The following is a 26,383-nucleotide window of genomic DNA, read 5'->3' on the forward strand; positions in this document are numbered from 1 at the left end:
GCGGCATCATACCGGCGGTCGCTCCCTGCCCCCAAAAACAACGCGCCGCCCAGTGGGCGGCGCTGACAGGAAAGACCTCGCGGCGTGCGCGGCACGCGTTACTGCCGCGTCTCCGACTGCGCGGCGCTCGGGCACGCGGGGTCCTTGCCCCAGTGGCCGTCGCAGACGCGCCAGCGGCACAGCTGATCCTCGAAGAAACCGCGCTCCGAACACTCCTTCACGCGCGACGCCAGCGAGCCGCCGGTCGCCGCCGCCGTCTTGGTCGGCACGGCCTGCGCCTTCTGCGCGGCGAGTTTCTTGTCGGCCGGCTTCGTGCGCGCGACGAGCGCGGCGAGCAGATCGGCATCCGGATCGTCCTTCCCGGCCGCCTTCGCGGTTCGGGTCGGCGTCGCGTCGCGGCGCTTCTTCGCCTGCGCGAGCTCGGCCTGCTGTTCCTTGCGATGCTTGCGGGCTTCGGCCTTCGTGTCGGCCTTCGCATCGGTCTTGCCGTGCGCGGCGACCTTCGTGCCCTTCGACGCGTCGGCCTTCGCGGTCTTGGCCGTCGCCGCCGCGGCGGCCGCCGTTGCGGCTGCGCCGGCGGTGGCCGCGCCCGATGCGTCGTCGGCGCCGTTGGCAAGCGCACGCGACAGGCGGCCGGTGTCCGCGGCGGACGCAGTCGAAGCAGACGCAACGGCCTGGGACGCCGAATCGTCGTTGACGATCGTGGCCGGTTGCACGGCCGATGCGGCGGACGCGCCGTTCTGCGCGACCTGCGCGGCGCCGCCGCTGGCCGGTGCGGCCTTCTCCGGCGCAGCCGCCGCGGGTGCCGGCGCGGCCGCGACGACCGCGGGCCGTTCGCCCGACGACTGCTGCATGCGCCACGCGCCCCAGCCGCCGACGGCCACGACCAACGCCACCACGGCGGCGATCGGCGCCTTCAGCGAACGGCGCGGCGGCTCGGCGGGCGGCGTGACACGCCCTTCCAGATCCGCGAGAATGCGCGACTGCCGAGGTCCTCCCTCGCCTGCCGGTTTGGTATCGGACAGCAGGCTGGGCGGAGTTTTCGAATTTGAATTTTCCGGCGCACTCATTCAGCGTCTCATTGAATCCTGGTTTAATTCACCGCGATAATATAGCCCGGCTTCTCGAAGCAGCCTGATTCTAAGAGCAAGCATTGCAAAACACAATCAATTCCAATTTCCGGGGATTTCGTTGATTGCCGTCGCACTCGTCGCCTATTTCGCCCTTGCCGTCGCCGTCGCGGCACTGTTGCTTTTACCGGGTATCCGCGCGACCGTTTTCGAATCCGTCGCCCAGTTTCACGGCCGCCTTACGCGTCGTGCGAACGATCGCGCCGCGCGCACGCGGAGTCAGATTGTTAAATCGGCAAGCGCGACGCGCGGCGCATTAAGCGATGTGCAAAATTTACTGATTCGGCGACGCTTGATGATTATGGTATCGGCAGGTATTCTTGCGACGCCGCCATTGGTCGCCATTGCGTTACGCGGCCGGCAATTGTTCCAGTACGACGACACGGCGCGCGTGCCCGACGAGAAAATCGCCGCGCTGCTGCAGGGCGAGCAACTCGTGCCGCCCCCGCCGCTGCCGCCGGAAGTCTTCGCCACCAAGGAGGTCGAGCAGGTCCGCCCGGCGCTGAAGGATGCGAGCCGCGACTGGAACCTGCTGGACCCGGATTTCCGTACGCGTTTGCTGCTGGTCTACAAGATCATGCACGAACAGCACGGTTATGAAATGGCGTTGCTGGAAGGTTACCGGAGCCCGGAACGGCAGAACCGGCTGGCGCAGATGGGCAGCAACGTGACCAACGCGGCAGCCTTCCAGAGTTATCACCAATTCGGGCTGGCGGCCGATAACGCATTCCTGCGCGACGGCAAGCTGGTCATTTCCGAGAAAGATCCGTGGGCGATGCGCGGCTATCAGTTGTACGGCCAGGTCGCCGAGCAAGTCGGCCTGACCTGGGGCGGCCGATGGAAAATGATGGATCTCGGGCACGTGGAATACCATAAACCCGGTTTTAAACTGGGACGCGGCAGCTAGCCAGGGCTGCCGGACAAGAAATAATGAGGGCGGCATGGGGCTTTTTAATCACCCGGCAGGAAACGATTTGAGCGGCGCAAACAATCGGGCATTCCGGTGCGCGATTTTTTCCGGCCGCCGCTTCCGTTTTAAATCTCACAGCGTCCTTTCGTTAATGCGCGCGCCTTCTCCGATGCCGCGAGCGCGTTGATGCCAGCCTCCTTCATCCCGTTTGACAGCATGGCGACACATCGCGGCGCCACCCTTGCCGCTCGGCGCGCCTGCGTCGCCTCACCGAATCGCACCGGAACCTGAACGTCCTATGCAACGCATCCTCAACGTGCTGACTCATCCGCGTACGCTCTCGATCGTCGGGATCGTCGCGTTAGCGGCCATCCTGTTCATCGTCGCCGACATGCTGCAGTTGCCGCTCCTGTGGGCGGCGCTCGCGTTCGCGGCGGTCCTCGCGCTGTGGCTCGTCGTCGCGCTGTGGCGCCGCTGGCGCGTGAAGCGCGCGAACCAGCAGCTCGGCCAGGTGCTGGAAGAGCAGGCGGAAACCGGCAAGATCGCCGCTCCGGCCGCCGCGGCGCTCGCACCGGACGCGAAGACGGCCGACCTCGACGTGCTGCGCACGCGCCTGTCGGATGCGGTGAAGACGATCAAGACGTCGAAGATCGGCCAGGTGTCGGGCGGCTCCGCGCTGTACGAGCTGCCGTGGTACATCGTGATCGGCAACCCGGCCGCGGGCAAGAGCAGCGCCGTGCTCAATTCCGGCCTGCAGTTCCCGTTCGCGGACAAGAACAGCGCCGTGATCCACGGCATCGGCGGCACGCGTAACTGCGACTGGTTCTTCACGACCGAAGGGATCCTGCTCGACACGGCCGGCCGCTATTCGGTGCACGAGGAAGACCGCAGCGAATGGCTCGGCTTCCTCGGGCTGCTCAAGCGCTATCGTCCGAAGGCGCCGATCAACGGCATCATCGTCACGGCCAGCATCGCCGAACTCACCGGCAACCGCCCCGAATTCGCGATCAACCTCGCGAAAAACCTCCGCCAGCGCGTTCAGGAGCTGACGGAAAAGCTGGAAGTGTTCGCGCCGGTCTACGTGATGTTCACGAAGGCCGACCTGATCACCGGCTTCACCGAATTCTTCAGCAGCAGCGACAAGCACGAGTACGACCGCGTGTGGGGCGCCACCCTGCCCTACGAGCCCGACGACAAGCGTGACGTCGTCGCGCAGTTCGACACGCACTTCGAGGAACTCTACGAAGGGCTGAAGGAGATCAGCGTCGCGCAGCTGTCGCTGTCGCGCGGCAACCAGCTGTCGCCGGGCCAGTTGAGCTTCCCGCTCGAATTCTCGACGATCAAGCCGTCGCTGCGCGCGTTCCTGGCGACGCTGTTCGAGAACAACCCGTTCCAGTACAAGCCGATCTTCCGCGGCTTCTACTTCACCAGCGCGCTGCAGGAAGGCGAAACCAACAGCGCGGCCGCGCAGCGCATCGCGCACCGCTTCGGCCTCGACGGAAGCGCGCTGCCGAAACCGCACAGCGCGTTCTCGAAGAACGGCTTCTTCCTGCGCGACCTGTTCTCGAAGGTGATCTTCGCGGACCGTCAGACGGTGCGCCAGTTCGCGAGCCCGACCAAGACGCGGCTGCGCTACGCGACCTTCTTCGGCTTCGTCGCGGCGCTCGCGCTCGCGCTCGGCGGCTGGACCTGGTCGACGATCGGCAACCAGCAGCTCGTCGCGAACGTGCAGGCCGACCTCGACAACGTCACGCGCCTGCAGCAGGGCCGCAACGACCTGCAGTCGCGCCTGCAGGCGATGGACATCCTCGAGGACCGGATCGAGCAGCTCGAACAGTTCCGCCGCGACAAGCCGCTGTCGGTGTCGCTCGGCCTGTACCAGGGCGACCGTCTCGAACAGCACCTGCTGACCGAGTACTACAACGGCGTGCGCCAGATCCTGCTGGCGCCGGTGTCGCAGAACCTCGCGTCGTTCATGAAGGACGTGAACGCGCACCCCGAACAGCTCGTGCCGATGACGCGCCCGCCCGAATCGGGCGCCGTGCAGGGCGGCACGCTGCCGGTCTCGACGAACGCGGCAGGTGCCGCGCCGCAGGCCGGCGCCGTGCCGGCCGCGTCGGGCGCCGCACCGGCCGCCGCCCCGCAACAGGCGGCCGCGCCGCAGGGCGGCCTCTACAGCGACGCGTCGCCGACCAACGTGCAGGACGCGTACAACGCGCTGAAGACGTACCTGATGCTGTCCGACAAGCGTCACGTCGAGCAGGCGCACCTGACCGACCAGCTCGCCCGCTTCTGGCGCGGCTGGCTCGAGACGAATCGCGGCAACATGCCGCGCGACGAGATGATCAGGAGCGCCGAGCGCATGATCTCGTTCTACCTGTCGCGCGTGAACGACAACGACTGGCCGATGATCGACGCGAACCTCGCGCTCGTCGACCAGACCCGCGAGAACCTGCGCCGCGTGGTGCGCGGCATGCCGGCCCGCCAGCGCGTCTACGAGGAAATCAAGGCCCGCGCATCGACCCGCTTCGCGCCGATGACCATCGCGCGCATCGTCGGCGACGGCAACCAGTCGCTGGTTGCCGGCAGCTACGCGATTCCGGGCACGTTCACGCGCGAAGCGTGGTTCGACTACGTGCAGCCGGCGATCCGCGATGCCGCGACCAAGGAACTGCAGGCGAAGGACTGGGTGCTCAACACGTCGACGCAGGACGACCTGACGCTCGAGGGCAGCCCCGAGCAGATCCAGAAGACGCTCGTCGGCATGTACAAGACCGAGTACGCGCAGCACTGGCAGAAGTTCATGCAGGGCATCGCGGTACAGGGCTTCACCAGCTTCGGCCAGGCCGTCGACGGGATGAACCGCCTCGGCGACCCGCAGGATTCGCCGATCCGCAAGATCCTCGAGACCGCGTACGACCAGACGTCGTGGGACAACCCGTCGCTCGCGAACGTGACGATCAAGAAGGCGCAGACGGGCGTCGTGAACTGGGTCAAGCAACTGTTCTCGCGCTCGCAGGCCGGCCAGGTGGCGGCGGCCAACATCGACATCAACGGTAATCCGGCCGAGGTGCCGATGGGTCCGATCGGCCAGGAGTTCGTCGGGCTCGCGCGGATCGTCGCGACACATGACGGCACGTCGATGCTGAAGAGCTACATGGAGTCGCTGTCGAAGGTCCGCACGCGCTTCAACGTGATCAAGAACCAGGGCGACCCGGGCCCGGGCGCGCGCCAGCTGATGCAGCAGACCCTCGACGGCAGCGGTTCGGAGCTCGCCGATTCGCTGAAGCTCGTCGACGAGCAGATGCTGACGGGCCTGACCGATTCGCAACGCAAGTCGCTGCGCCCGCTGCTGGTGCGGCCGCTGATGCAGGCGTTCGCGGTCGTGATCCAGCCGGCCAGCGCCGAAGTCAACAAGGTGTGGAACGCGCAGGTCTACCAGCCGTTCCAGAGTTCGCTCGCGACGAAGTACCCGTTCGCGGCGAACGCGAAGGTCGAGGCCGGCGCCGGCGAAATCGCGCAGGTGTTCGGTCCGGACGGCTCGATCGCGAAGTTCGTCGGCACGACGCTCGGGCCGCTCGCGGTGCGCCGCGGCGACACGCTCGCCGCCCGCACGTGGGGCGACATGGGCATCGGGCTCACGCCGGAGTTCACGAACGGCTTCGCGCGCTGGGTCGCGCCGCTCGCCGGCGGCGCCGCCGGCAGCGCGGCCGCGTCGGCCGAGCCGCAGACCGTGTTCCAGATCCTGCCGCAACCGAGCACGGGCACGACGGAATACACGATCGCGATCGACGGCCAGCAACTGCGCTACCGCAACACGCCGCCGCAGTGGACCAACTTCGTGTGGCCGAACCCGCAGGGCTCGCCGGGCGCGACGCTGTCCGCGACGACCTTCGATGGCCGCACGGTGCAGCTCGTCAACGAGCCGGGCCGCTACGGCCTCGAGAAGCTGATCAACTCGGCGCAGCGCAAGCGCCGTCCGGACGGCACCTTCGACCTGACGTGGGCACAGGGCAGCGTGAACGTGTCGGTGACGATGCGCATCATCAGCACGTCGCAACCGTCGGCCGGTGGCGGCGACCAGCCGCAGCAACAGAGCCTGCGCGGCCTGCAACTGCCGTCGTCGGTCGCCGACGCGAGCGCGGGCGCCGCGCAGAACGCGACGCAGTCCGCAACCGGCACCTCCGCTACCGGCACGCCGGGCGCAGCGCCGGCCGTCGCGGCCGCCAACGCAACGAATGCACAGAGGGCGCAATGACGCAAACGGTACAGGCGCAAATCGCCTACTTCGGCAAGATTCCGTCGCGCGGCGACTTCGTGAAGAGCGCGCACAATCCGCAGTTGCTGCAGACGCTCGATCGCTGGATCGCGCAGGCGCTGGAGCTGCTCGCGGAAGATCCGCGCTGGAAGATCGTCTACGAGGATGCGAAGCCGATGCATTTCGCGTTCCTCGGCTCGCGCAGCAAGCTCGCGATCGCGGGCCACATGGTCGCGAGCCACGACGTGTCGATGCGCCGCTTCCCGTTCCTCGGCGCCACCGCGCTGGAGGTCGACCGGCCGCTCGCGTTCCTCGCGCGCAGCCCGCTCGCGTTCGCGCGGCTGTGGTCGCGCGTCGCCGCGCAGATCCCGCCGCTGCTCGGCAAGGACGAGCCGCCCGGCGCGCTGCAGGCGCTCGGCGACACCCAAGTGCCGATCGACATCGGCGGCCCGGGCACGTCGCATGACGGCACCTTCAACGATTTCGTCGAACACCAGTCGCTGTACGGCCTGCAGCAGATGCTGCTCGAAAGCGGTCATCCGGTGCGGCTGCGCGGCGCGATGCTCGCGCTCGGCTCGCTGCTGCGGCCGGTGATGCAGAGCGGCTCGTCGCACATCGAGCGCGGCCTCACGCTGCCGCTGCCGGTCGATCCGTTCTACCGCAGCCTCGTCGCCGCGTTCTGGCTCGAGCTGATCGCGCCGTTCGTCGCGCAGGCCGACTTCGAGCTCGCGATCTTCATCGGCACGATCGCCGAACGCGAACGGCTCATCATCGGCTTCAACGGTGCGTCGGCGAAAACGCTGCTGAGCGTCGTCGACCCGCAGACCTACGCCGCCCACAACATCGACATCGACGATCCCGAGTGGATCGACGCCCATGCGCAAAACGATCAGCAGATCAGCAAGCTCGTCAGCTACCTCGACCAACCGCAACTCTCGCTGCGCGTCGCCATCGACGCGTTCCGCGAAGCGTTCATCGGAGGCTGACGGCATGCATCGCACGATTCAGGTCCGGCGCACGCGCCTGTCGGCCGCCGTCTCGCCCGCCCTCGCCGCGCTGTTCGCGGCCGGCCTCGTCGCGAGCGGCGCGGTCTTCGCGCAGAACACGGGCGCGACCGTCACGCCGGTCGGCAACGGCACGGTCGCGACGACCGCGCTGCCGCAGGCCAACCCGAACGCCGGCGGCGCGTCCGGTACGGCGGTACACGGCACCGCCGGCACGATCGCGCCGCCGCCCGCGAACGCGACGCCCGGCCAGGTGGTCGTCGGCGGCAAGGTGCCCGACGAAGCGACCAAGGCGGCCGTGCTGCAGAAGCTGCGCGACACCTACGGCGCGACGAACGTCGTCGACCAGATCGAGGTCGGCGACGTCGCGACGCCGCCGAACTGGAGCGCGAACGTGCAGAAGCTGCTCGGCGCGCAGCTCAAGCAGATCAGCAAGGGCCAGTTGAGAATCAACGGCACGCAGATCGAGATGAAGGGCGAGGTGCACAACGAGGCGCAGCGCCAGCAGCTCGCGAGCGACATGGCGAACACGCTGAACCCGACGTACACGATCAAGAACGGGCTGCGCGTGTCCGCGTCCGAACAGGGCGTGCTCGATCAGACGCTCGCGAACCGGACGATCGAGTTCGAGACCGGCAGCGCGACGCTGACGCCGCAGGGCAAGCTGATTCTCGACCAGATGGCAGCCGCGCTCGCGAAGATGCCGAACCGCACGGTCGACATCATCGGCCACACCGACAACTCGGGGAATCGGACGTCGAACATCGCGCTGAGCCAGGCGCGCGCGGACGCGGTGAAGGGCTACCTGATCACGAAGAGCATTCCGCCGCAGCAGATGACGACGACGGGCGTCGGGCCGGATCAGCCGATCGCGCCGAACGATACGGCGGACGGACGGGCGCGGAACCGGCGGATCGAATTCCGCGTCGGGAAGTAACGGGAAATCGGCCGGCCGCTCGCGCGATGGCGACGCGGCACGGCGCGGCACACGACGGGCGGCGGCAGCAATGCGCCGCCCGTCCCGCGTTTACGACTGCTCGTCGGGCCGCACGCCCAGCAGCTCGCGAATGTGCGACAGCGAGCCGTCGTCCTTCACGACGCTCTCGAGCCACTTGTGCAGCGGCATGTCGGCCCATTCGGCCGCCTTGTCGGCGAGATACGCGACCGGGCTGTGCGGCTCGGTCTGGCGGAAATAGCGCGCCACCGCGCGCAACTGATCGACCGCCTGCGCACGGTTCTGGATGCCGGCGATCATCTGCGTCACCGGAGGACGCGAAGCGGTCTGCTGCGGCACGTGAGTCTCCTCGGTCTGGATCGGCTGGCCGAACACCGGCTCGATGCGCTCGGGCTGGGCCTGCGGCGCCACCTGTGCGTGCGGCGCGCTGCCCGTATAGCCCTGTTCGCGCGCAAAGCGCTCGGCGAGCCGGTACACGGTCTCGAACGCGTCGCGCGCCTGCCGGAAGCTCGGCGCCGAATCGCCCGCGCGCTCGACGAGCCGCTCCTCGAACGCATCGAGCGCGAATTCGAACGCCTTCAGGTTCGCCAGCAGCGCCGTGTAGAACGCGATCGACGTCATGCGCCGCGACGCATCGATCTGCTCGATCGACGGCTTGCCGCGCGCGATGTCGTCCGCGTGCTCGGGGTCGCGCTTGATCGACTGCGCGACGTGCTGCGCGACTTCCCAGTCGAGCGTGCTGAACGCATTCGATGCGCCGTCCGTCAGCGGCACCGCGCGCAGCAACTCGGCCGTGCGGCCGGACAGCCACGCGACGTTGCCGAGCCGGTGCTCGATGTCGTCGTCCTCGGGCAGCGGATGGAAGGTGTCCCAGAACTCGCGGCACAGGCCCTCGAGCAGCGCATAGCCTTCGGTGAGGCCCGTGATGCCGTCCTCGAGCGCGAGCGCCTCGGTCAGCCATACGGCGAGCCGCAGGTCCTTCGTGCGCGTGCGCAGCAGCTCGCCCGCATGATCGACGACGAAGCCCCAGTCGGCCTCCTTGATCTCGGTCACCCATTCGCCCTGGTCGAGCGTCGGGTCGTCATAGCGCCGCGCGTCCTGGATCGCGTCGAATTCGTTCGAAAACAGCAAGTCGTCGCCGCTGGGCGACGTCTCGCTGATCGGCGTCAGCAGCTCGGGGAGATTGATCGGCATGGTTCGGTCAGTTCATCAATGCTGGGCTGGGCGCGGCCGCGCTCATTCGACGGTGTACGCGAATTCGCCGGCCTCGTCCGCGCGCACCGCGATGCGCGCGATGGCCGCGCCGTCGGCGATCCGGCCGAGCACGTGGCCCGCGATCTCCGGCAGCAGCGTGCCGTTCAGGATGTGGTCGACGTTGCGGGCACCCGAGTCGACCTCGGTGCAGCGCGCGAGCACCGCGTCGACGAGCGACTCGTCCCATTCGAACGCGGCCTTGTGGTTCGTCTCGATCCGGCGGCGAATGCGCTCGAGCTTCAGCTCGATGATCTCGGCCAGCACGTCGTCGGAAATCGGATAGTACGGCACGACCTTCATCCGGCCGAGGAACGCCGGCTTGAAGGTCTTGTACAGTTGCGGACGCAACGTCTCGGCGAGCGCGTCCGGATCGGGCAATTCGTCGGCCGGCTTGTTCAGGCAGGCCTGCATCACCGCGGCCGAGCCGACGTTCGACGTCAGGATGATCAGCGTGTTGCGGAAGTCGATCTCGCGGCCTTCGGCGTCGTCCATCGTGCCCTTGTCGAACACCTGGAAGAACATTTCGAGCACGTCCGGGTGCGCCTTCTCGACCTCGTCGAGCAGCACGACGGAATACGGGTTGCGGCGCACGGCCTCGGTCAGCACGCCGCCTTCGCCGTAACCGACGTAGCCCGGCGGCGACCCCTTCAGGCCCGACACGCTGTGCGCTTCCTGGTACTCGCTCATGTTGATCGTGACCATCTTGCGCTCGCCGCCGTACAGGATGTCGGCCAGCGCCAGCGCCGTCTCGGTCTTGCCGACGCCCGACGGCCCGACGAACATGAACACGCCGCGCGGCTTGTTCGGATCCTCGAGGTTCGCGGTCGCGGTGCGCACGCGCTGCGCGATCGCCTCCAACGCATGGTCCTGGCCGATCACGCGCGCGGCGAGCAGCGGCTGCAGGTTCAGCACGGTGTCGATCTCGTCCTTCACCATCCGGCCGAGCGGAATGCCCGTCCACGCGGCGACGATCTCGGCGACCACGTGGCCGTCGACCTGCAGCGGCACCATCGGCTCGCCGCCTTGCAGCGCATGCAATGCCGCGACGCGTTCGGCGAGCTTGTCGCGGGTGGCCTGCACGTCGACCGGCTGGCCGTCTTCCGACGGGCCGCGCGCGCGATCGAGCGCGTCGCGCAGTTCGGTGATCTCGGCGACGATCGCCCGCTCGGCTTCGTAGCGTTCTTCGTCCTTCGCCAGTTGTTCGAGCGCCGTGTCGCGCGCGCCGCGCAGCTCGCCGAGCCGCTCGTCGTGCACCGCGCCGCCCGCCGCCTCGCGCTCCAGCGACGCGATTTCCGCGTCGATGCGTTCGATGCGCTTCTTGGTATCGTCGATCGCCGCCGGCGTCGCGCTGTGCGCGAGCGCGACTTTCGCGCACGCGGTGTCGAGCACGCTGATCGCCTTGTCCGGCAACTGGCGGCCGCTGATGTAGCGGTGCGACAGGCGCACGGCCTCGGTGATCGCGTCGTCGAGAATCCGCACGTCGAAATGCTTCTCCATCAGGCCCGACATCCCGCGCAGCATCGCCGCGGCCAGCGGCTCGCTCGGCTCCTCGACCTTCACGACCTGGAAGCGCCGCGCGAGCGCCGCATCCTTCTCGAAGTACTTCTTGTATTCGCTCCACGTCGTCGCGGCGATCGTGCGCAGCTCGCCGCGCGCGAGCGCCGGCTTCAGCAGGTTCGCCGCGTCGTTCTGGCCGGCCTGGCCGCCCGCGCCGATGATCGTGTGCGCCTCGTCGATGAACAGGATGATCGGATGCGCGCTCTTCTTCACCTCGTCGATCACGCTCTTCAGACGGTTCTCGAACTCGCCCTTCACGCTCGCGCCGGCCTGCAGCAGCCCCATGTCGAGCACGTGCAGCGCGACGCCGCGCAGCGGCGGCGGCACGTCGTCGGCCGCGATCCGCAGCGCGAGCCCTTCGACGACCGCCGTTTTGCCGACGCCGGCCTCGCCGGTCATGATCGGGTTGTTCTGGCGGCGGCGCATCAGGATGTCGATCGCCTGGCGGATCTCCGCTTCGCGGCCGATCACCGGGTCGATCTTGCCGTCGCGCGCGCGCTGCGTGAGGTTGGTCGTGTACGTGTCGAGTGCGGGCGTCTTCGACGGGCCGGCCGCGGGCGGCATGCCGTCGGCGGCCGGCGCGACGTCGCTGCCGTCTTCATCCGCCTGACGCGGCTCGGCTTCGCTCGAACCGGCCATGATTTCGTCGAACTTGTGCTTCAGGTCCGTCACGTTCATTTCCGCGAACCGCGACGACATCCGTTGCGCGAACTGCGCGAGATCGGGCGCGGTCAGCAGCGCGAGCAGCAGGTGCCCCGAACGGATGCGACCGAGCTGCGAATCGAGCGACGCGATCAGCCACGCCTGCTCGAACAGCGCGATCAGATGCACGGAGAACACCGGCGTGCGCGTGTTGCCCGTCTTCAGGCGCGTCAGCTCGCGTTCGAGATCGGCATGCAGCGCATGCGGGTCGACGCGGCTCGCGCGCAATGCGAGCGGCAGGTCGCCCGTCGCTTCGTCGAGCAACGCGAGGAACAGATGCTCCAGATCGACCTCGTAGTGGCCGCGCGCCAGGCACGCGCTCGCCGCGCGCTCGGTCGCGTGGCGGCACAGCGGGTTCAGTTTCGTGATCAGGGTCTTCAGAGGCGTGCTCATGGCGTCGATCTCAGGTTCGATTGCTTGTTGTTGTCAGGGTCAGTGAATCACGTGCAGTTCGTAGCGGGCGTCGGAGCGGTCTTCGGCGGCGTCGCGCGTGCAGAGGAACGCATCCCAGCCGAGCCGCGAGCCCGTGCCGAGCATGCTCGCGCCGACTTCCGTGCGCTTCAGCACGAGCCTCACCTCGTACTCGAGCGTGACGCCGGCGAGCAGCGTCAGCATCCGCTCGAGCGCGACGGCGTGCGCGCCGCCGGGCAGGAACGCCTCGTAATCGCGCTTGGACAGCGGGCCGACGACGATCCGCGCGCGCATGTCGCGCTGCCACACGCGCTCGCCGACGAGCGCCGTCGCGCCGAGCACCGCGTTGACTTCGCCGAGCACGCTCAGTTGATCGTGCGGCACGTCGTACCACTTGCCGACGAACTGGTCGATCTTCACCGGCACGCGGAAGTAATCGGACAGCGTGCGCTGCAGGTAAGCCGCCGACATCGGCCGGTGCCGCGCGGCCAGCGCGTAGCCGGCCACGGCCTCGTCGAGCACGCCGCCCGGGCCGGCGGCGAGACTGTCGCGCACCTCGTCGCTCGGCACGCCGGCGATCGCGAGCAGCAGCGGCAGGTAGCGCTCGTCGCGGTCGAGTTCGTAATGGAACGGCAGCCGGTATTTCTTCCACGCCGCATAGAACAGCGCGGTCGCGCGGTTCGAGAACACGTCGAAGAACGCACGCGCCGCGTGGTCGCGCCTCAGATGCTCGCGCGCGACGATCTGCTCGGTGTAGTGCAGCGGCAGCGCGCCCTGCCCGCCGAGCAGCCCGAAGAACGCGGGCGTCAGCTCGACGCGGCCGAGCTCGCCGGCGGCCAGCGCGGCGTCGCGCTGCGCGTCAGAGTTCAGCGGCGTGCCGTCGTCGTCGTACGAACGCGCGCCCTCGATCTCGCTCGGCGGGAAGCCGAGCGACAGCGTGTTGCGAAATGCGATGCGCTGCGCGACCACGTCGCCTTGCCGCCACGCGCCGGGCGCATCCGACGCCTGCCGCGCGAACAGCCCTTCGAGCACGCGCACCGCCTGAAAGAACTCGAAGCGATGCGGCTCGTCGAGCAGCGCGTCGACTACGCCAGGATCGATTCGCCGGTTCGGGGCTTGCATCGAATGATCTCCTCGCCGGTGCGCTTCGACACGACGACCAATTGAACGAAACTGTTGAGGTGGACGTACAGCCCGAAGAAGCTGTCGAGCACGCGCACGAACGACGCGAGGCTCGCGCCGACGAAGTGTTCCTCGTCGATCGTCAGCCGGATCTCGATGCCGCGCACGAACGTCGCGAACGGCTTGCCGGGCAGCCACTGCACGGCGCCGCGCTGCTCGATGCCCGCGAGGCCGTCGATCTGGCGCATCGACACGGCGGTGCGTCGCAGGTCGTACAGCGTCAGCATTTCCTTCAGCGGCGCGAGGCCGTGCGCGACGAGCGACACGTGGTTGAGCGCGAGGTGCGACACGAGCCGCCAGTGCGCGGCGCGGCCGCGCTCGAAGCGCACGCTTTGCGTCGGGCGGCGCAGCAGCGAGATGCCGCTCGTCTGCGCGCCGCCTTCCTGGAACAGGTCGCCGCCTTCGAGGCCGAACGCCAGCATCGCCGGCAGGTCGCGGTTCGTGCAGGTGAGGTCGAGGCTCAGCGTGTCGGTCTGCGGCGACGTCGGCTCGAAGTCGATGTCGACGATCGAGATCTCGGTTTCGTAGCCGGGGCTTTTCTGCGCGACCCAGTCGTTGCGGCGCGCGAACCAGTAATGGCCGATCCGCGCCGATTCGCCGTGATGCAGCGAATAGAACGGCCGGAACTCGATCACCGATTCCTCGTGCGCCTGCTGCCGGACGAGCTTCACCGAATCGATCGAGTACACCTCGTACGCGAACGCGCGCCGCGCCTCGGCGATCACCGGATACGATACCGCGCGGTGCGTGATGCGGATCGGCTCGCCGTGCTGCTGGAACAGGTTGACGATCGGCGTGCAGAACAGCCGGAAATGGCTCGCCGTCAGCAGCTCGAGCAGGCGCGCGACGTGCGAATCGCTGCGCACGTCCTGCAGCACGAGGTGCAGCGTCACGCGCTGGCAGCGGCCGGCCGCGCGTGCGATCGCAGCGAGGTCGAAGTCGACGAAATCGAACTTGTCGGGGAACGCGAAGTATTCGGTGAGCAGCCGGTACGCGGGATGCGATTTCGCCGGATAGTCGATCAGCGCGTCGTCTTCGGCGAAGCCGGCCTGCGCGATCGGCAGCTTGCGCAGCGCGGTCCAGCGGCCGTTGCGTTCGGGCTCGACGTACGCGCCGAGCACGTTGACGAACAGGCAGTCGGTCAGCGCGGCGACGAACGACTGCTCGCCGTGCAGATGCGCGCGCAGCGTCGACACCTTCAGCGCGCCGAGATCGAGCTGCGCGGCGAGCGATTCGAACGTGATCGAGATCACGCCCGTCGCGTTCGACGGCAGCACCGTCGCGCTCGGCGCGAGCGCGACCGGCGTATAGCGCGCCTCCGAGATGCGGATCGGCGCGAGCGTCACGTCGTAGGCGGTACGGAACCGGCATTGCACGCCGCGGATCGGGCGGCTCTTCAGCTCGGTGCCGCGATCGACCACGACCGGTTCGGTCTGCTGGCCGGGCGAAGCCGGCGTGAACTGCGCGATCGAGCACGACGGAAACGGCCGCAGGTAGTGCGGATACAGCACTTCCAGCAGCGCTTCGGTGAATTCCGGGTAGTCGTCGTCGAGCTTCTTGTTGATGCGCGCGCCGAGCAGCGCGAACGATTCGATCATCCGCTCGACGTGCGGATCCTCGCAATGCTCGCCGGACAGCGCGAGGCGCGCGGCGATCTTCGGATAGCGTTCGGCGAAATCTCGCGAATAGCGCCGCAAAAACGATAATTCGCGTTCGTAATACGGCAGCAACTCTTCCATCGACGACCCCGAACCTCAATGTTTCATGCCGGACCTGATCGACCACCGGGCGGTCCGGCCCGCTCGGCGGCTTGATTTACTGCATTCGTGCCGCGCGTGCACGCGTGACCGAATATTGCAGCGTCGACGGTTGCAACATCGCGTCGAAACTCACCGGCTCCTCGGCCGGATGCACGACGAGCAGCGCCTGGATCGCGAAGTAGAGCGCGTTGGTGGCTTGCTCGTTCAGCTCGAACGTCACCTGCACCTGCTGCAGGCGCGGCTCGTGGCGCGCGATGGCCTGCTGGATCGACTTGCAGATGAACGCGCGATCGTAGTGGCTCGCGAGGCTCAGCCCCGCGAAATCGTTCAGTCCGTAGGTCAGCACCGATTTCTGGCATTCCGGCAGGGCGGCCAGCTCGTCCTCGGTGTGCGCGATACGGGTGTTGAGGATCGCCTCGACGTCGCGGGCGACCGTATTCTTGAGCTCGTCCAGCGACAATTGCCGCATCGCGGCCGTTGCCGGCAGATGCGGTTCGTCGTCGAACAGCTTGTCGAGAAAACTGGGTTCGAATCGTTTCATGACGAAAACGGCAACGGGACGCGACGCGCCCCGTTGCCGCAACCGACCTTAGACCGCGTAGGTCTTGTCGTTCTTCGTCAGGCTCCAAGCGCCTTGCGTGTTGCCGCCCTGGTTGCCGCCGATCTTCTGCTGGGTTTGCTTCCACTGCACGGCTGCGTACTTCAGCGAGAACGTCTCGAGCGGCAGACCTTCCTCGCGAACGCTCGGCGCGATGCTCGAGATGATCACGTACTTGAGCTTGACTTCCAGATACTGCACGCGCTTGCCTTCACCGTCCGCGCGCGAGAAATGGACCGTCACTTCGTCGAACGTGGTACCGCCCGAAGCGTGCTGATACAGCAGCGGGCTCGACGAATCGATTTCCTTCGTGAAGATCATGTCGCCGTGCTCGCAACGCGTCATCGTGTGACCGCCAGCGGTCGATGCGGTTGCCGAACGCGGCTGAATGATCGAGTGATCCCACGATTTCAGTTCGATCCAGCCCTGATGGTCTTTGTCCGCGGACTCGCCCTTCACCGCGGGACTACCAAACTGCAAGTGCATATGTAACATGGCCCTTCGACTCCCCAAAGAGGTGGTTTTAACGTCCTACCCAGGCGGCCCGCCCGGGCGATTTACTCGCTTATGAATTTGCCGGTTTGGGCAGATCAGCGACAAGTCGCAGAGAAATCGAGAGTTCGTCGAGCTGAAAGTGCGGACGCAGGAACGCGACCGAACGATACGAACCCGGCTTGCCCGGAATCTCCGACACTTGTATGGATGCCTCGCGCAGCGGAAATTGCGCTTTCTGTTCCTGCGAGGCGTTGTCGTCGAGCAGGACGTATTGCGAAATCCACCGGTTGAGGAAAGTCTCCACGTTCTGCGCCGATGCGAAGCTGCCGATCTTGTCCCGCATCATCGCCTTCAGGTAGTGCGCGACACGCGATACCGAGAAGATGTACTGAAGCTGGGCGGACAGGACGGCATTCGCGTTCGCGCTGTCGGTGCTGTATTTTTTCGGCTTCTGCACCGATTGCGCAGCGAAGAACGCGGCGTAATCTGAATTCTTGCAATGGACGAGCGGGATGAAGCCGAGGTCGCTCAGCTCCTTCTCGCGGCGATCGGTGATCGCGATCTCGGTCGGGCACTTCAGCGCGACTTCACCGTCGTCGGTCTTGAACGTGTGGGTCGGCAGATCCTCGACGAGGCCGCCACCTTCGACGCCGCGGATCGCCGCGCACCAGCCGAAGTCGTCGAACGCGGCCGTCAGGCGCGCCGCGAAGGCCCATGCCGCGTTGCACCACAGGTACTTGTCGTGATCGGTGCCGTCGACTTCCTCGACGAAGTTGAAGTTCTCCGCGGTCTGGCCGTCCTTCGGATTGAACGGCAGGCGGCCGAGGAAGCGCGGCAGCGTCAGGCCGACGTAGCGCGAATCCTCGGCGTCGCGGAACGACTTCCACTTCGCGTATTCGACGGTATCGAACACCTTGCCGAGGTCGCGCGGCTTGCCGAGGTCGGCGAATGACTCGAGACCGAGCAGTTCCGGCGACGCCGACGCGATGAACGGCGCATGCGCGGCCGCCGCGACGTGCGACATCTGCTCGATGAAGTACATGTCTTCCGGCTGGCGCGAGATCTCGTAATCGCCGATCAGCGCACCGAACGGCGAGCCGCCGAACGTGCCGAATTCCTCTTCGTAGACCTTCTTGAACAGCGCGCTCTGGTCGAACTCGCTCGCGCCCTTGAAGTCGCGCACGAGGTCGCGCTTCGGTGCGTGCAGCGCCTTGATCTTGATCGTCTGGCCCGTGTTGCTTTCCTTGACCAGATAGTCCATCCCGCGCCACGTGCTTTCGAGGCGCTGGAATTCCGGCGCGTGCATCACGGCGGAAAGCTGCGTGGAAATCAGGCGGTCGAGTTCCGCGACGCGTGCGTCGATCGTGGCCGACAGGTTGTCCGACACGATCACCGTGCCGTCGAGCACCTGGTGCACGAGTTCGCCGATCAGGTCCTTCGCACGCGCATGCTCGGAATCGGATTTCGCGACCTTGCTCTTCTCGACGATGTCGTCGAGCAACGAAGTCCCGGCGGCGTATTCCGCGCCGCTCGCTTGGGCCGCAGCCGTTTGCTGGTTCATCTCAACACTCCGTCGTCATTCGCCGTCTTTGTCGCCGCCGGTGCCCTTCGCGAGCTCCTGCAGCTGCTGCGTGTTCTTCAGCACCTCGGACAGCAGATCCTCGAGCTTGTCGTTGCCGGCGAGCTTGTTGCGCAGGTCGGCGAGCTTCGAGCGCGCCTCGAGCAGGCGGCGCAGCGGCTCGACCTGTTCGACGACCTGGTCCGGGCTGAAATCCGACAGCGAGCGGAACTTCAGGTCGACCGCGAACTTGCCGCCTTCCGGGCTCAGGCGGTTTTCCACCTGGAACGCGGCACGCGGCTCGATCGCCTTCATCACGTCGTCGAAATTGTCGCGGTCGATATTGACGAACTTGCGGTCGCGCAGCTTCGGCTGCTCGATCTCGGACTGGCCCGCCAGATCGCCGACGACCCCGACGACGAACGGCAGTTCCTTCACCTCGATCGCATCGCCCTTCTCGACCTCGTAGGTCAGCTGGACGCGCGGCGGCCGTATTTTCTGCAAGCTTTTCTGAATGCTTTCTTTCTTGGCCATCTCGACGGCTCCCAGGTTAGTTGTGGTTATCGCGTCAGTTGCGGTTTCAGTTGCGCAGTGCGCCGAACGGATCCGCGCTGCCCTTTTGCGCCGCGGGCGGCGTCGGCGTGGTCGACGCCGCCGCCTCGGCGGCCGGTGCGGCACCGCCCTTCGGACGATGGACGACCCGGCGCGGCGGGCGCGGTTTCGCGACCTTCGTTTCCGGCGGGAACAGCGCCGATTCGCCGAGCGTGTCGCGCAGTTGCTTCGCGAGCGCCTGCGCGTCGGACTTCGCGTCGCCCGCGAGCGACGCGTCCTGGCGCAGCTCGCCGAGCGACTGCGTCGCGATCCGCAGGCCGGCGACGGCCAGCACGCTCTTCGCCTGACGATCGGTCGCGTCGCGCTGCAGCGCTTCCTGGGCGGCGACGATCGCCTGCCCGTAATGGTTTTGTGCGAACTGGATTTGCGCGATGCGCGACCACGGTTCCTCGCGCGTCGGATCCGACTTCGCGAGCTGCTGGTACAGGCCGAGCGCCTTGTCCTGGTCCCCCGCCTTCGCGACGGCGTCTGCATCGGCCAGCGACTTGTTGAACACTTCCGCAGTCGGCGGCGCGGGAGGCTGGCTCGCACAGCCGGCGATCACGCCGCAAGCCACCACTACCCCAGACAGTTTTGCGAACAGACGGTCTTTCATCGTTATATCCACCGGCGCGTGAGTTTTAAATCGTTGAGAATCTGGTTCTTTTGCTTTGCAAGAAGCGCGCGGGTATAGTACCGATCAATTTTTCATAATTCAATCGTCGTGTGAAGAGTAATTCCTTTTAAAACCGGGCGCTACCCCCTCGAATGGCCTCTCGCCGCGGGCTCGCGGCGGTTTTTCCTTTCGACCGGAATGCGCAAGTTTTACTGGCCGCACGACCCGCCGCCCGGATGGCGGAAAAAATTTCCGAACGCTTGCCTGGCGCGGGCGGGCTTAATAGTTGAACGATGCAATGTCGGGGATACGCAGCGAACGCGGCAATATCCCGGCAGTTTTGACAGGGATAAAGGCGGCACGCCGGAAAAACGATGAGATCGTCCATGATTCGCTACGCGCTGCCGCTGGTTGCGTGCGCCCTTCTGGCCGGATGCGCGGCCGCCCCGCTGCTCGGCTCGGCCGCCAGCGCCGTGATGTCCGCGGCCGGCATCGGCAAGCCCGAGGTGCCCGACGCGCAGAAGCCGCCGCGCAACATCGGCCTCACGCTGGCCGCCGCGCCGAACCTGAATGCCGCGACCGACCACAAGCCGCTCGCGCTCGTCGTCCGGCTCTATGCGCTGAAGGACCCGACCTCGTTCCAGCAAGCGCCGTTCGACGCATTTACCGATCCGACCAAGGAAAAAGCCGCACTCGGCGCCGATCTGCTGAATGTGCGCGAAATCACGCTGATTCCGGGCCAGCGCTATACGGCAACCGAGAAGGTGTCGCGTGAAGCGCAGGCATTCGGCATCGTCGCGCTGTTCCGCGATCCCGCAATACAACGATGGAAACTGACGTTCGATCCGGTGAAGTCGGAGAAATCCGGCATAATCGTCGGCCTGCATAATTGCGCGATGACGGTCACCGACGGTACGGTCATCGCTCCGCAGCAGGGTGCGCCGTCGCAACCGCTGAATATGCTGTCTTCGGTCTCCTGCGGTTAAACATGACGCACGAATGTCAATTAACAAGAGTTAACAATTGGCGATTTAATTCGGGCACGAACAAATCGATTACATCGCAACGCCACATTAACCGGATTTGACATGAGTTATTCGGCCAAGGTGCTGTGGGGGGAAGGGCTGTTCCTTCGGCCTCAACACTTTCAGCGGCAGGACGCGTACCACGAGGCGCGCCTGTTCGAGTCCATCCAGGCGATCCAGCCGTACAACTGGGGCGTGCGCTCGGTGCGCATCGACCGCGACGCGCTCGGCAGCAACGTGCTGCGGGTGGCCGAGCTCGCGCTCGTGTTCCCGGACGGCGCGCTGTATGCCGCGCCGCAGGCCGACGACCTGCCGCCGCCGATCGCGCTGGATACGTTGCCCGACGGCATCAACGAATTCGTGTTCTATCTCGCGCTGCACCCGCTGCGCGAGAACGGCACCAACTACAGCGACGATCCGGCCGCCGGCTTCATGACGCGGTTCGTCAGCGAGCAGACGAGCGTCGCCGACAACTTCACCGACGCCGCCGAAGCCGACATCACGTTCCTGAAGACGCAGGTCAAGCTGATCGCGCACAGCGAGCCGCGCGACCAGTTGCTGTCCGTGCCGCTCGTGCGCGTGCGCCGCACCGCGACGTCCGGTTTCGAGATCGACGACAGCTTCGTGCCGCCCTGCCTCGCGATCGAAGCGTCGCCGATCCTGCACCAGCGGCTGCGCCAACTGGTCGACGCACTGCAGGCGAAGGTGAACGCGCTGTACGGCTTTCACCGCGAGCCGTCGAAGAACATCATCGAATTCCGCTCCGGCGACATCGCGTCGTTCTGGCTGCTGCACACCGCGAACGCCGCGTTCGCGACGCTCGCGCACCTGCACCAGCACGCGGCGCTGCATCCGGAGCGGCTGTTCCACGAACTGCTGCGCCTCGCCGGTCAATTGATGACGTTTTCGAAGGGCTATACGCTCGCCGACCTGCCCGTGTACCGCCACGACGATCCCGGGCCGAGCTTCGCGCGTCTCGACCTGATGCTGCGCGAATTGCTCGACACCGTGATCTCGACGCGCTATTTCGCGATCACGCTCGACGAGGTGCGCCCGTCGTTCCACCTCGGCCGCCTCGATTCCGGCAAGATCGACGACAAGACCGAGTTCTACCTCGCGGTGTCGGCGGACATGCCGAGCGTCGAGCTCGTCGATGCGGTGCCGGCCCGCTTCAAGGTCGGTGCGCCCGACGACGTCGACAAGCTCGTGCTGTCGGCCATGCCCGGCGTGCGGCTGTCGTACACGCCGCAGGTGCCGCCCGCGATTCCGGTGCGCCCCGGCGCGTGCTACTTCGCGCTCGATTCGCGCAGCCCGCTGTACGAGCGCATGCTGCAGGCCCAGTCCGCGATGATCTACGCGCCGACTGGCATCAATGACCTGAAATTCGAACTGATCGCGGTCACATCATGAGCTACGCGCCCTCCCTGTTCGGCGACAACGTGCCGCCGCCCCAGCATAGCCCGGCGTCGACGGACTCCGCGTTCCAAGCCCGCTCGTTGCTCGATTTGCTGTACGACGGGTTCTTCATGCTGTTCCTGCTCAAGAACGGGCGGGAACCGGACAGCGCCAGCGAGTTCAGCACGCGGATCCAGGAATTCCTGTCGGATTTCGAGCGCGGCGCGAAGAAGCTGAACATCGCCGCCGAGGACGTGTACGGCGCGAAGTTCGCGTTCTGCGCGGCCATCGACGAGATGGTGCTGTCGTCGCAGTTCAAGATCAGGACCGACTGGGAACGCCGGCCGCTGCAACTCGTGCTGTTCGGCGAGCAACTCGCGGGCGAGAAGTTCTTTCAGTATCTCGAGGAAGGTCGTGCGCAGGGTGCGGCCCGACTGCAGTCGCTCGAGGTGTTCCATATGTGCCTGCTGCTCGGCTTCCAGGGCAAGTACCTGCTCGAGGGGCCGGAAAAGCTCGCGTATCTGACCGCGCGGCTCGGCGACGAGATCGCGCACATGAAGGGCAAGCGCGCGCCGTTCGCGCCGCATTGGCCGCTGCCCGATCAGATCGCGCATCGACTGAAGCGCGAGGTGCCGGTGTGGGCGATCGGGGCGGTTTTCGCGCTCGTCGCGCTGCTCGCGTTCATCGGGCTCAACACGTATCTGAAGGACAAGACGCTGCAGACGCTCGCGCCCTATTCGCAGGTGATCAAGGTCGGGCCGGAGTCGGCTAATTTGACGATTTCGCTGCCGTAACGGGCATACGTTTTTCGAACGCCGTTTCATGGGAAAAGGACCGCTTGGCGGTCCTTTTTCGCTTCTGTCGGCTTTGTCCGGACAACTGAAGAAGACCGACGGCGTACCGATTCGTCACGCCATCCAGACGTCTTCGTAGCCGGCATCGTCGATGATGAAGCGTGCGCCTGGCGGCAACCGCAGATAAGGCAGAACCCATGGCAGGCAGGTCGACAAGTGCGCGGCGTGCACGGGCTGATAGAAGTCGGCGGCGTCGCTGTATTCGCCGCAATGGAAGTACCAGCCGACGTTGTCGCCTTCGGACAGCGCGATGCGCATGCCGTAGACGGGCATGCGCCCGAGCGTCGACATCGCGACGGCAACCATGTCTTCGGGTTCGACCGCATGCAGCCCGTAACGTGCGCAAACGGCATCCTGTTGCGCGCGCAGCACTGCCGGATCGTCGGCCATGTTCGTTTTCTTCCTGTCTTGCGGCGAGTCAGCCGGGTTGCCAGCACAACCGCGGATCGGCGCCGCCGGTCGATACGAAATGGGCAGCCGCCTGCGCCGCCGTCGCGCGGTCAACGCACTGCCGCGCCGGATAGGTGCCTCGCTGCCCGCCTGCCACGAGTTCGATCGTTTCATCTGCCGGCGCCTCGGGCGTCGTCAGGGTCAGCAACGCTGCGTCGATCTCCGATGCGATGAAGACGACATATCGACCGTCGTCGCCACCGCCGATCGTCATCACCGTTGCGTCGCTCGCTTCGAAGGCGACGGTCGAGCGATCGTGGCCATTCAGTCGTTCGACGGCCGCGATCGCCAGCGCGGGATCGTCGCACGGCGCCTCCGTCACGTGCGAACGGTTGCCGACGATCGCTTCCTCGATCACGATCGTCGTTCGCATTCGCCGGCCCGTCGTCATAACAGGATGAACGCGTCGTTCTCGACGTAGAAGACGAACGCATCGAGCAATTGCGCGACGCTCGGCTCGTCGACCTGATCGTGCGCGTTGATCACGATGTCCTCGATCGTCGCGCTGTCCAGCGTGACCTTCCAGCCAGGCCCGGCCGCGATGGCAGACGCAACGTCCGCTTGCGCGTCATCGGCATCTTCGAAAAACGCGCCCTCGGTGTCGAGCGTCCACGGCATCGGCGGCAGGTAAAGCCACCCGGAGAAATCGCCGGGACGTTCGAGAATATGGTGCAGCGACACTGCGCTAGGTGAATCGAGCGACATGGGTATTGCGGTGGTATCCGGATTGATTGCGTTGCATCGGCCGCGCGCGACCCGCGGCAGGCCGTCATTATGCCAATTCCCGGCGCGCCCGCCTCCGCGCGCGCGTCAGTCGATGCGCAGCGTGACCGGTGTTCCCGCAAAAACCGCCGCCAACCCCTGCTTCACGTGTTCCAGTCCGTCCGTCGCGCGCACCACGATCGTGACCCGCGCCAGCCCTTGCGCCCATCGCGCATCCGGCGCCAGCTGGATATCCAGCATTTCTCCGCGCAACGAGACGGACTCGACACCGCCATAGCCGGCCACCCCGCTCTCGCACACTTCCATGTAATACGTGCCGAGGCCGAGCGCCTCGTCTCGTTCGTCGTCTTCGGCACCGCGCTGCAGGATCACGTAGTGTGTCGGCGGGTCGCGATCCGCCACGCCGACGACATGAACGCCGTCCTCGAACGTGTAAGCCGCGACCTCGGCGAAAAAACTGAAATCCATGTCGATCTGCTCCCGGCCCGATGATTTCGACGCCCTCCGGCGCATTATTTTCGTCAGATTATTCGGCCTGCGCGAGCACGTCACCGGTTTTTCGTGAAATCGATTGCAATCAGGGCCACTTCGACTTCCGGTAAGGCACGGTTGCGAGTAGTGTCTACGTGCCCGTATTTCGGCTCAGCCGGGCCCGACCGCGCCCGGCGCTCATTACCCCACGCTGCACACTGGAGATCTGCGATGAAACGTTCGAAGTTCCTGTTGTCGGGCCTGCTGCTCGCGTCGGCCCTCGGCTTCACGGCCGTCGCCGCGCACGCGGACGACCTGCTCGATTCCGTGAAGAAAGCCGGCGTGCTGCGCGTCGGCCTCGAGGGCACGTATCCGCCGTTCAATTCGCGCGGCACGTCCGGCCAGCTCGAGGGCTTCGACGTCGACGTCGCGAACGCCGTCGCCGGCAAGCTCGGCGTGAAAACGCAGTTCATCCCGACCGAATGGAGCGGCATCATCGCCGGCCTGCAGGCCGGCAAGTTCGACGTGATCGTCAACCAGGTCACGATCACGCCGCAGCGCAAGGAAGCGCTCGACTTCAGCGAACCGTACACGTACTCGGCCGCGCAGCTGATCCAGCGCAAGGACGACACGCGCAACTTCAAGTCGCTCGACGATTTCAAGGGCAAGAAGCTCGGCGTGACGCTCGGCACCAACTACGACCAGATGGCGCGCACCGTGCCGGGCATCGAGGTGCAGACGTATCCGGGCGCGCCGGAGAAGCTGCGCGATCTCGCCGCGGGCCGCATCGAGGCGACGCTCGACGACCGCCTCATGCTGCCGTACATGATCAAGACGTCGAACCTGCCGCTGCGCGCGGGGGCGGTGCTGAACGGCGGCAAGCAGGAAATGGCGATCCCGTTCCGTAAGGGCAACCCGAAGTTCGAGAAGGCGATCAACGACGCGCTCGAGTCGCTGCGCAAGGACGGCACGCTGAAGAAGATCTCGACGCACTGGTTCGGCAGCGACGTGACGGTGCCGGTCGCGCAGTAAGCGATCGGGCGCTTCGACGCGTCGCGCCGGTCATGTCGACGAAGGCGTGACGCGTCTCCTCAAGCCGCTTCGTCGAAGCGCGCGAGCAGCATCTGGCCGATCGGCGTCAGCGCCGGACGCACGGCCACCGCATTCACGCGCACCTGCGTCGGGTCCACCAACCGCTTCTCGACCAGCACGGCGAAAGCGGGATTCGATTGATCGACACTGTCCGGCGCACGTGCAATGCGCAGCAGCATCGAGAATTCATGCGGGCTCAGCATGGTTCGTGTCTCCTGATCGTCCGCGATCCGGTCCGAACCGGCGTCGATCGTGTTTTCGAGGGAAATGGCGCGATGCATGATCGCTGCGGCGCCGGGAGCGAGATCCCGGTGGTTTGCAGGCGACGCGGGCACGTCGTCGCCTGCAGGTTGCGCGGTCGCGATCGGGCAAGGTCGCCGCGACGGGAACGTAACGTTAGGGGTGCACCGTGACGCAGGCGTGACAGCGAAACGGGGGCGAAACGACGGCGGCCGTCCACCGCAGGGTGCGTGCTGCAACTGATATGCGTGGTCGCACGTCGAGCATGGACTTCGAGCAGAATCGAAAAACTGCGTCAGTCCTGCGTGAACTGTTCGTGAAGCCGCCCCGGCTTCGCTTTGCCTTTCGCAATTGCTCAACCGCATCGGACGCATTGGCGTAGGTTTGACGCCGTCGGGTTCGAGCACGTCGAGAGCTTGTCGTCACATAGCCCGATGCGCGAGCGATGGGCAACCCAAAGTTCTGTTCGAATCGGACAACGACAACGCAATCCTGGACATCCGAGAACCCTACTTGCTCTTCTGCATACGTTGGTCAGACGCAATAGTGCAGCCGAATTGATTCTCTCGAGACGCGAGAAGTGCGCCAGAAAAGACGAAGGGCCGGGAGAACAAATCTCCCGGCCCTTCGTTCAATGTGGTGCCGGCTGCAGGACTCGAACCCGCCACCTGATGATTACAAAGCTTCGCCAACCATTTGAAAAAACAACGACTTAGGTAGAAATCTAGTCTACAAACATGAGGAAAGTCCCGCTGGCAAACGGGCACCAGTGTTAGCGCCCTCTCCTGTTTGTAGAACGTCGTTTGTCAGCGTTTCGGGAGTTCTTCAGCGCACCGGGAGTTCTTCAGCGCACGGCGCATCAACTACCGGCGTCCTCGGAGCCATGTGCAATTTGTTCGTCGACGCGAAGCCGAAACCGCAGCGCCTCCTCAACGAAACGATCCCCGTCCGTCTTCACGAGCAAGCTGTCTCCGCATTTCTCACAGAAATCACCAGTCAGCCCAAGAATTACGGTGGTTCTACCCTTGTAAGAAAAGGATACGTTACGCGTGTCGCGCGTTAGCTCGGATGCGCCGCAAGCCGGACAGATCATAAAAGCTCCTCAGATGAGCGACGCCCGATTGTCGATGGCATCACTCGACGTGCCGAATG

24 protein-coding genes are annotated in these 26,383 nt (G+C 66.0%); 8 read left to right on the top strand and 16 right to left on the bottom strand.

All coding sequences use genetic code 11. The features are described 5' to 3' along the window. Window positions 1-98: 98 nt before the first annotated feature. A complete protein-coding gene (locus WT53_RS17040; protein WP_034209808.1) occupies window positions 99-1,070 on the bottom strand; it encodes a hypothetical protein in 972 nt (323 codons plus the stop codon). A gap of 121 nt (window positions 1,071-1,191) precedes the next feature. Between WT53_RS17040 and WT53_RS17045 the strand changes: the two genes are divergently transcribed. The 4 genes from WT53_RS17045 to WT53_RS17060 all read left to right on the top strand — a co-directional run bounded on the left by WT53_RS17045 (window position 1,192) and on the right by WT53_RS17060 (window position 8,239). Beyond that, window positions 1,192-2,037, top strand: coding sequence for a M15 family metallopeptidase (locus WT53_RS17045; RefSeq protein WP_034209807.1), 846 nt, complete (start codon window positions 1,192-1,194; stop codon window positions 2,035-2,037). A gap of 301 nt (window positions 2,038-2,338) precedes the next feature. Beyond that, a complete protein-coding gene (tssM, locus tag WT53_RS17050; protein ID WP_034209806.1) occupies window positions 2,339-6,298 on the top strand; it encodes a type VI secretion system membrane subunit TssM in 3,960 nt (1,319 codons plus the stop codon). After that, the gene (gene tagF, locus WT53_RS17055) at window positions 6,295-7,284 is read left to right on the top strand and encodes a type VI secretion system-associated protein TagF (protein ID WP_034209805.1); all 990 of its coding nucleotides are present in this window, start codon (window positions 6,295-6,297) and stop codon (window positions 7,282-7,284) included. Before tssM ends, tagF begins: the two co-directional genes overlap by 4 nt. Window positions 7,285-7,288: 4 nt before the next feature. Beyond that, window positions 7,289-8,239 carry an OmpA family protein gene (locus tag WT53_RS17060; protein ID WP_034209804.1) on the top strand — a complete coding sequence of 317 codons (951 nt, stop codon included), beginning with the start codon at window positions 7,289-7,291 and terminating at the stop codon, window positions 8,237-8,239. A 90-nt stretch (window positions 8,240-8,329) separates the two neighbouring features. Here WT53_RS17060 and tssA read toward each other — a convergent pair whose 3' ends face one another. The 9 genes from tssA to WT53_RS17105 form a co-directional block, all read right to left on the bottom strand. Continuing rightward, the gene (gene tssA, locus WT53_RS17065; protein WP_034209803.1) at window positions 8,330-9,451 is read right to left on the bottom strand and encodes a type VI secretion system protein TssA; all 1,122 of its coding nucleotides are present in this window, start codon (window positions 9,449-9,451) and stop codon (window positions 8,330-8,332) included. 42 nt (window positions 9,452-9,493) lie between these two features. Beyond that, window positions 9,494-12,163: a type VI secretion system ATPase TssH gene (gene tssH / locus WT53_RS17070; protein WP_034209802.1), complete on the bottom strand. Its 2,670-nt coding sequence runs from the start codon at window positions 12,161-12,163 to the stop codon at window positions 9,494-9,496. A 39-nt stretch (window positions 12,164-12,202) separates the two neighbouring features. Continuing rightward, complete coding sequence (tssG, locus tag WT53_RS17075) at window positions 12,203-13,303, bottom strand: type VI secretion system baseplate subunit TssG (RefSeq protein ID WP_034209801.1); 1,101 nt, start codon at window positions 13,301-13,303, stop codon at window positions 12,203-12,205. Beyond that, window positions 13,267-15,102 (bottom strand): type VI secretion system baseplate subunit TssF, encoded by a 1,836-nt coding sequence (gene tssF / locus WT53_RS17080; RefSeq protein ID WP_034209800.1) that lies wholly within the window; start codon window positions 15,100-15,102, stop codon window positions 13,267-13,269. Before tssF ends, tssG begins: the two co-directional genes overlap by 37 nt. A gap of 76 nt (window positions 15,103-15,178) precedes the next feature. Next, window positions 15,179-15,664, bottom strand: a complete 486-nt coding sequence (gene tssE / locus WT53_RS17085; protein WP_034209799.1) for a type VI secretion system baseplate subunit TssE — start codon at window positions 15,662-15,664, stop codon at window positions 15,179-15,181. A gap of 48 nt (window positions 15,665-15,712) precedes the next feature. Next, window positions 15,713-16,216, bottom strand: a complete 504-nt coding sequence (locus tag WT53_RS17090) for a type VI secretion system tube protein Hcp (RefSeq protein WP_059780291.1) — start codon at window positions 16,214-16,216, stop codon at window positions 15,713-15,715. Window positions 16,217-16,286: 70 nt separating this feature from the next. Beyond that, complete coding sequence (gene tssC, locus WT53_RS17095) at window positions 16,287-17,777, bottom strand: type VI secretion system contractile sheath large subunit (protein WP_034209797.1); 1,491 nt, start codon at window positions 17,775-17,777, stop codon at window positions 16,287-16,289. A gap of 15 nt (window positions 17,778-17,792) precedes the next feature. Then, the gene (tssB, locus tag WT53_RS17100) at window positions 17,793-18,308 is read right to left on the bottom strand and encodes a type VI secretion system contractile sheath small subunit (protein ID WP_059780292.1); all 516 of its coding nucleotides are present in this window, start codon (window positions 18,306-18,308) and stop codon (window positions 17,793-17,795) included. A gap of 46 nt (window positions 18,309-18,354) precedes the next feature. After that, window positions 18,355-18,981, bottom strand: a complete 627-nt coding sequence (locus WT53_RS17105) for a M48 family metallopeptidase (RefSeq protein ID WP_034209795.1) — start codon at window positions 18,979-18,981, stop codon at window positions 18,355-18,357. Window positions 18,982-19,355: 374 nt separating this feature from the next. Between WT53_RS17105 and tssJ the strand changes: the two genes are divergently transcribed. The 3 genes from tssJ to icmH all read left to right on the top strand — a co-directional run bounded on the left by tssJ (window position 19,356) and on the right by icmH (window position 22,195). Then, entirely contained in the window at window positions 19,356-19,967 is a 612-nt protein-coding gene (tssJ, locus tag WT53_RS17110; protein ID WP_034209794.1) for a type VI secretion system lipoprotein TssJ, read from the top strand. A gap of 102 nt (window positions 19,968-20,069) precedes the next feature. Continuing rightward, the gene (gene tssK, locus WT53_RS17115) at window positions 20,070-21,416 is read left to right on the top strand and encodes a type VI secretion system baseplate subunit TssK (protein WP_034209793.1); all 1,347 of its coding nucleotides are present in this window, start codon (window positions 20,070-20,072) and stop codon (window positions 21,414-21,416) included. Beyond that, a complete protein-coding gene (icmH, locus tag WT53_RS17120; protein WP_034209792.1) occupies window positions 21,413-22,195 on the top strand; it encodes a type IVB secretion system protein IcmH/DotU in 783 nt (260 codons plus the stop codon). The genes tssK and icmH overlap by 4 nt, the downstream gene beginning before the upstream one ends. A gap of 114 nt (window positions 22,196-22,309) precedes the next feature. On the opposite strand, the gene WT53_RS17125 is transcribed toward icmH, so the two are convergent. From WT53_RS17125 to WT53_RS17140, 4 genes are all read right to left on the bottom strand, one after another. Next, window positions 22,310-22,645, bottom strand: coding sequence for a hypothetical protein (locus WT53_RS17125; RefSeq protein ID WP_060260779.1), 336 nt, complete (start codon window positions 22,643-22,645; stop codon window positions 22,310-22,312). Between the two features lie 28 nt (window positions 22,646-22,673). Beyond that, window positions 22,674-23,078, bottom strand: a complete 405-nt coding sequence (locus tag WT53_RS17130; protein ID WP_179949027.1) for an Imm1 family immunity protein — start codon at window positions 23,076-23,078, stop codon at window positions 22,674-22,676. A gap of 14 nt (window positions 23,079-23,092) precedes the next feature. Then, the gene (locus WT53_RS17135) at window positions 23,093-23,410 is read right to left on the bottom strand and encodes a hypothetical protein (protein WP_059795171.1); all 318 of its coding nucleotides are present in this window, start codon (window positions 23,408-23,410) and stop codon (window positions 23,093-23,095) included. Window positions 23,411-23,515: 105 nt separating this feature from the next. Beyond that, entirely contained in the window at window positions 23,516-23,896 is a 381-nt protein-coding gene (locus WT53_RS17140; RefSeq protein ID WP_060260785.1) for an Imm10 family immunity protein, read from the bottom strand. A gap of 234 nt (window positions 23,897-24,130) precedes the next feature. Here WT53_RS17140 and WT53_RS17145 point away from each other — a divergent pair, with 234 nt between their 5' ends. Continuing rightward, window positions 24,131-24,931, top strand: a complete 801-nt coding sequence (locus WT53_RS17145; protein WP_011546588.1) for a transporter substrate-binding domain-containing protein — start codon at window positions 24,131-24,133, stop codon at window positions 24,929-24,931. Between the two features lie 59 nt (window positions 24,932-24,990). Here WT53_RS17145 and WT53_RS17150 read toward each other — a convergent pair whose 3' ends face one another. Both WT53_RS17150 and WT53_RS34430 read right to left on the bottom strand, forming a co-directional pair. Then, window positions 24,991-25,194 (bottom strand): hypothetical protein, encoded by a 204-nt coding sequence (locus tag WT53_RS17150; RefSeq protein ID WP_027783368.1) that lies wholly within the window; start codon window positions 25,192-25,194, stop codon window positions 24,991-24,993. 896 nt (window positions 25,195-26,090) lie between these two features. After that, window positions 26,091-26,324, bottom strand: coding sequence for a type II toxin-antitoxin system MqsA family antitoxin (locus WT53_RS34430; RefSeq protein WP_082727504.1), 234 nt, complete (start codon window positions 26,322-26,324; stop codon window positions 26,091-26,093). Window positions 26,325-26,383 lie beyond the last annotated feature (59 nt).

The sequence above is a fragment of the Burkholderia sp. MSMB2157WGS genome, assembly GCF_001532755.1.
GTDB lineage: Bacteria > Pseudomonadota > Gammaproteobacteria > Burkholderiales > Burkholderiaceae > Burkholderia.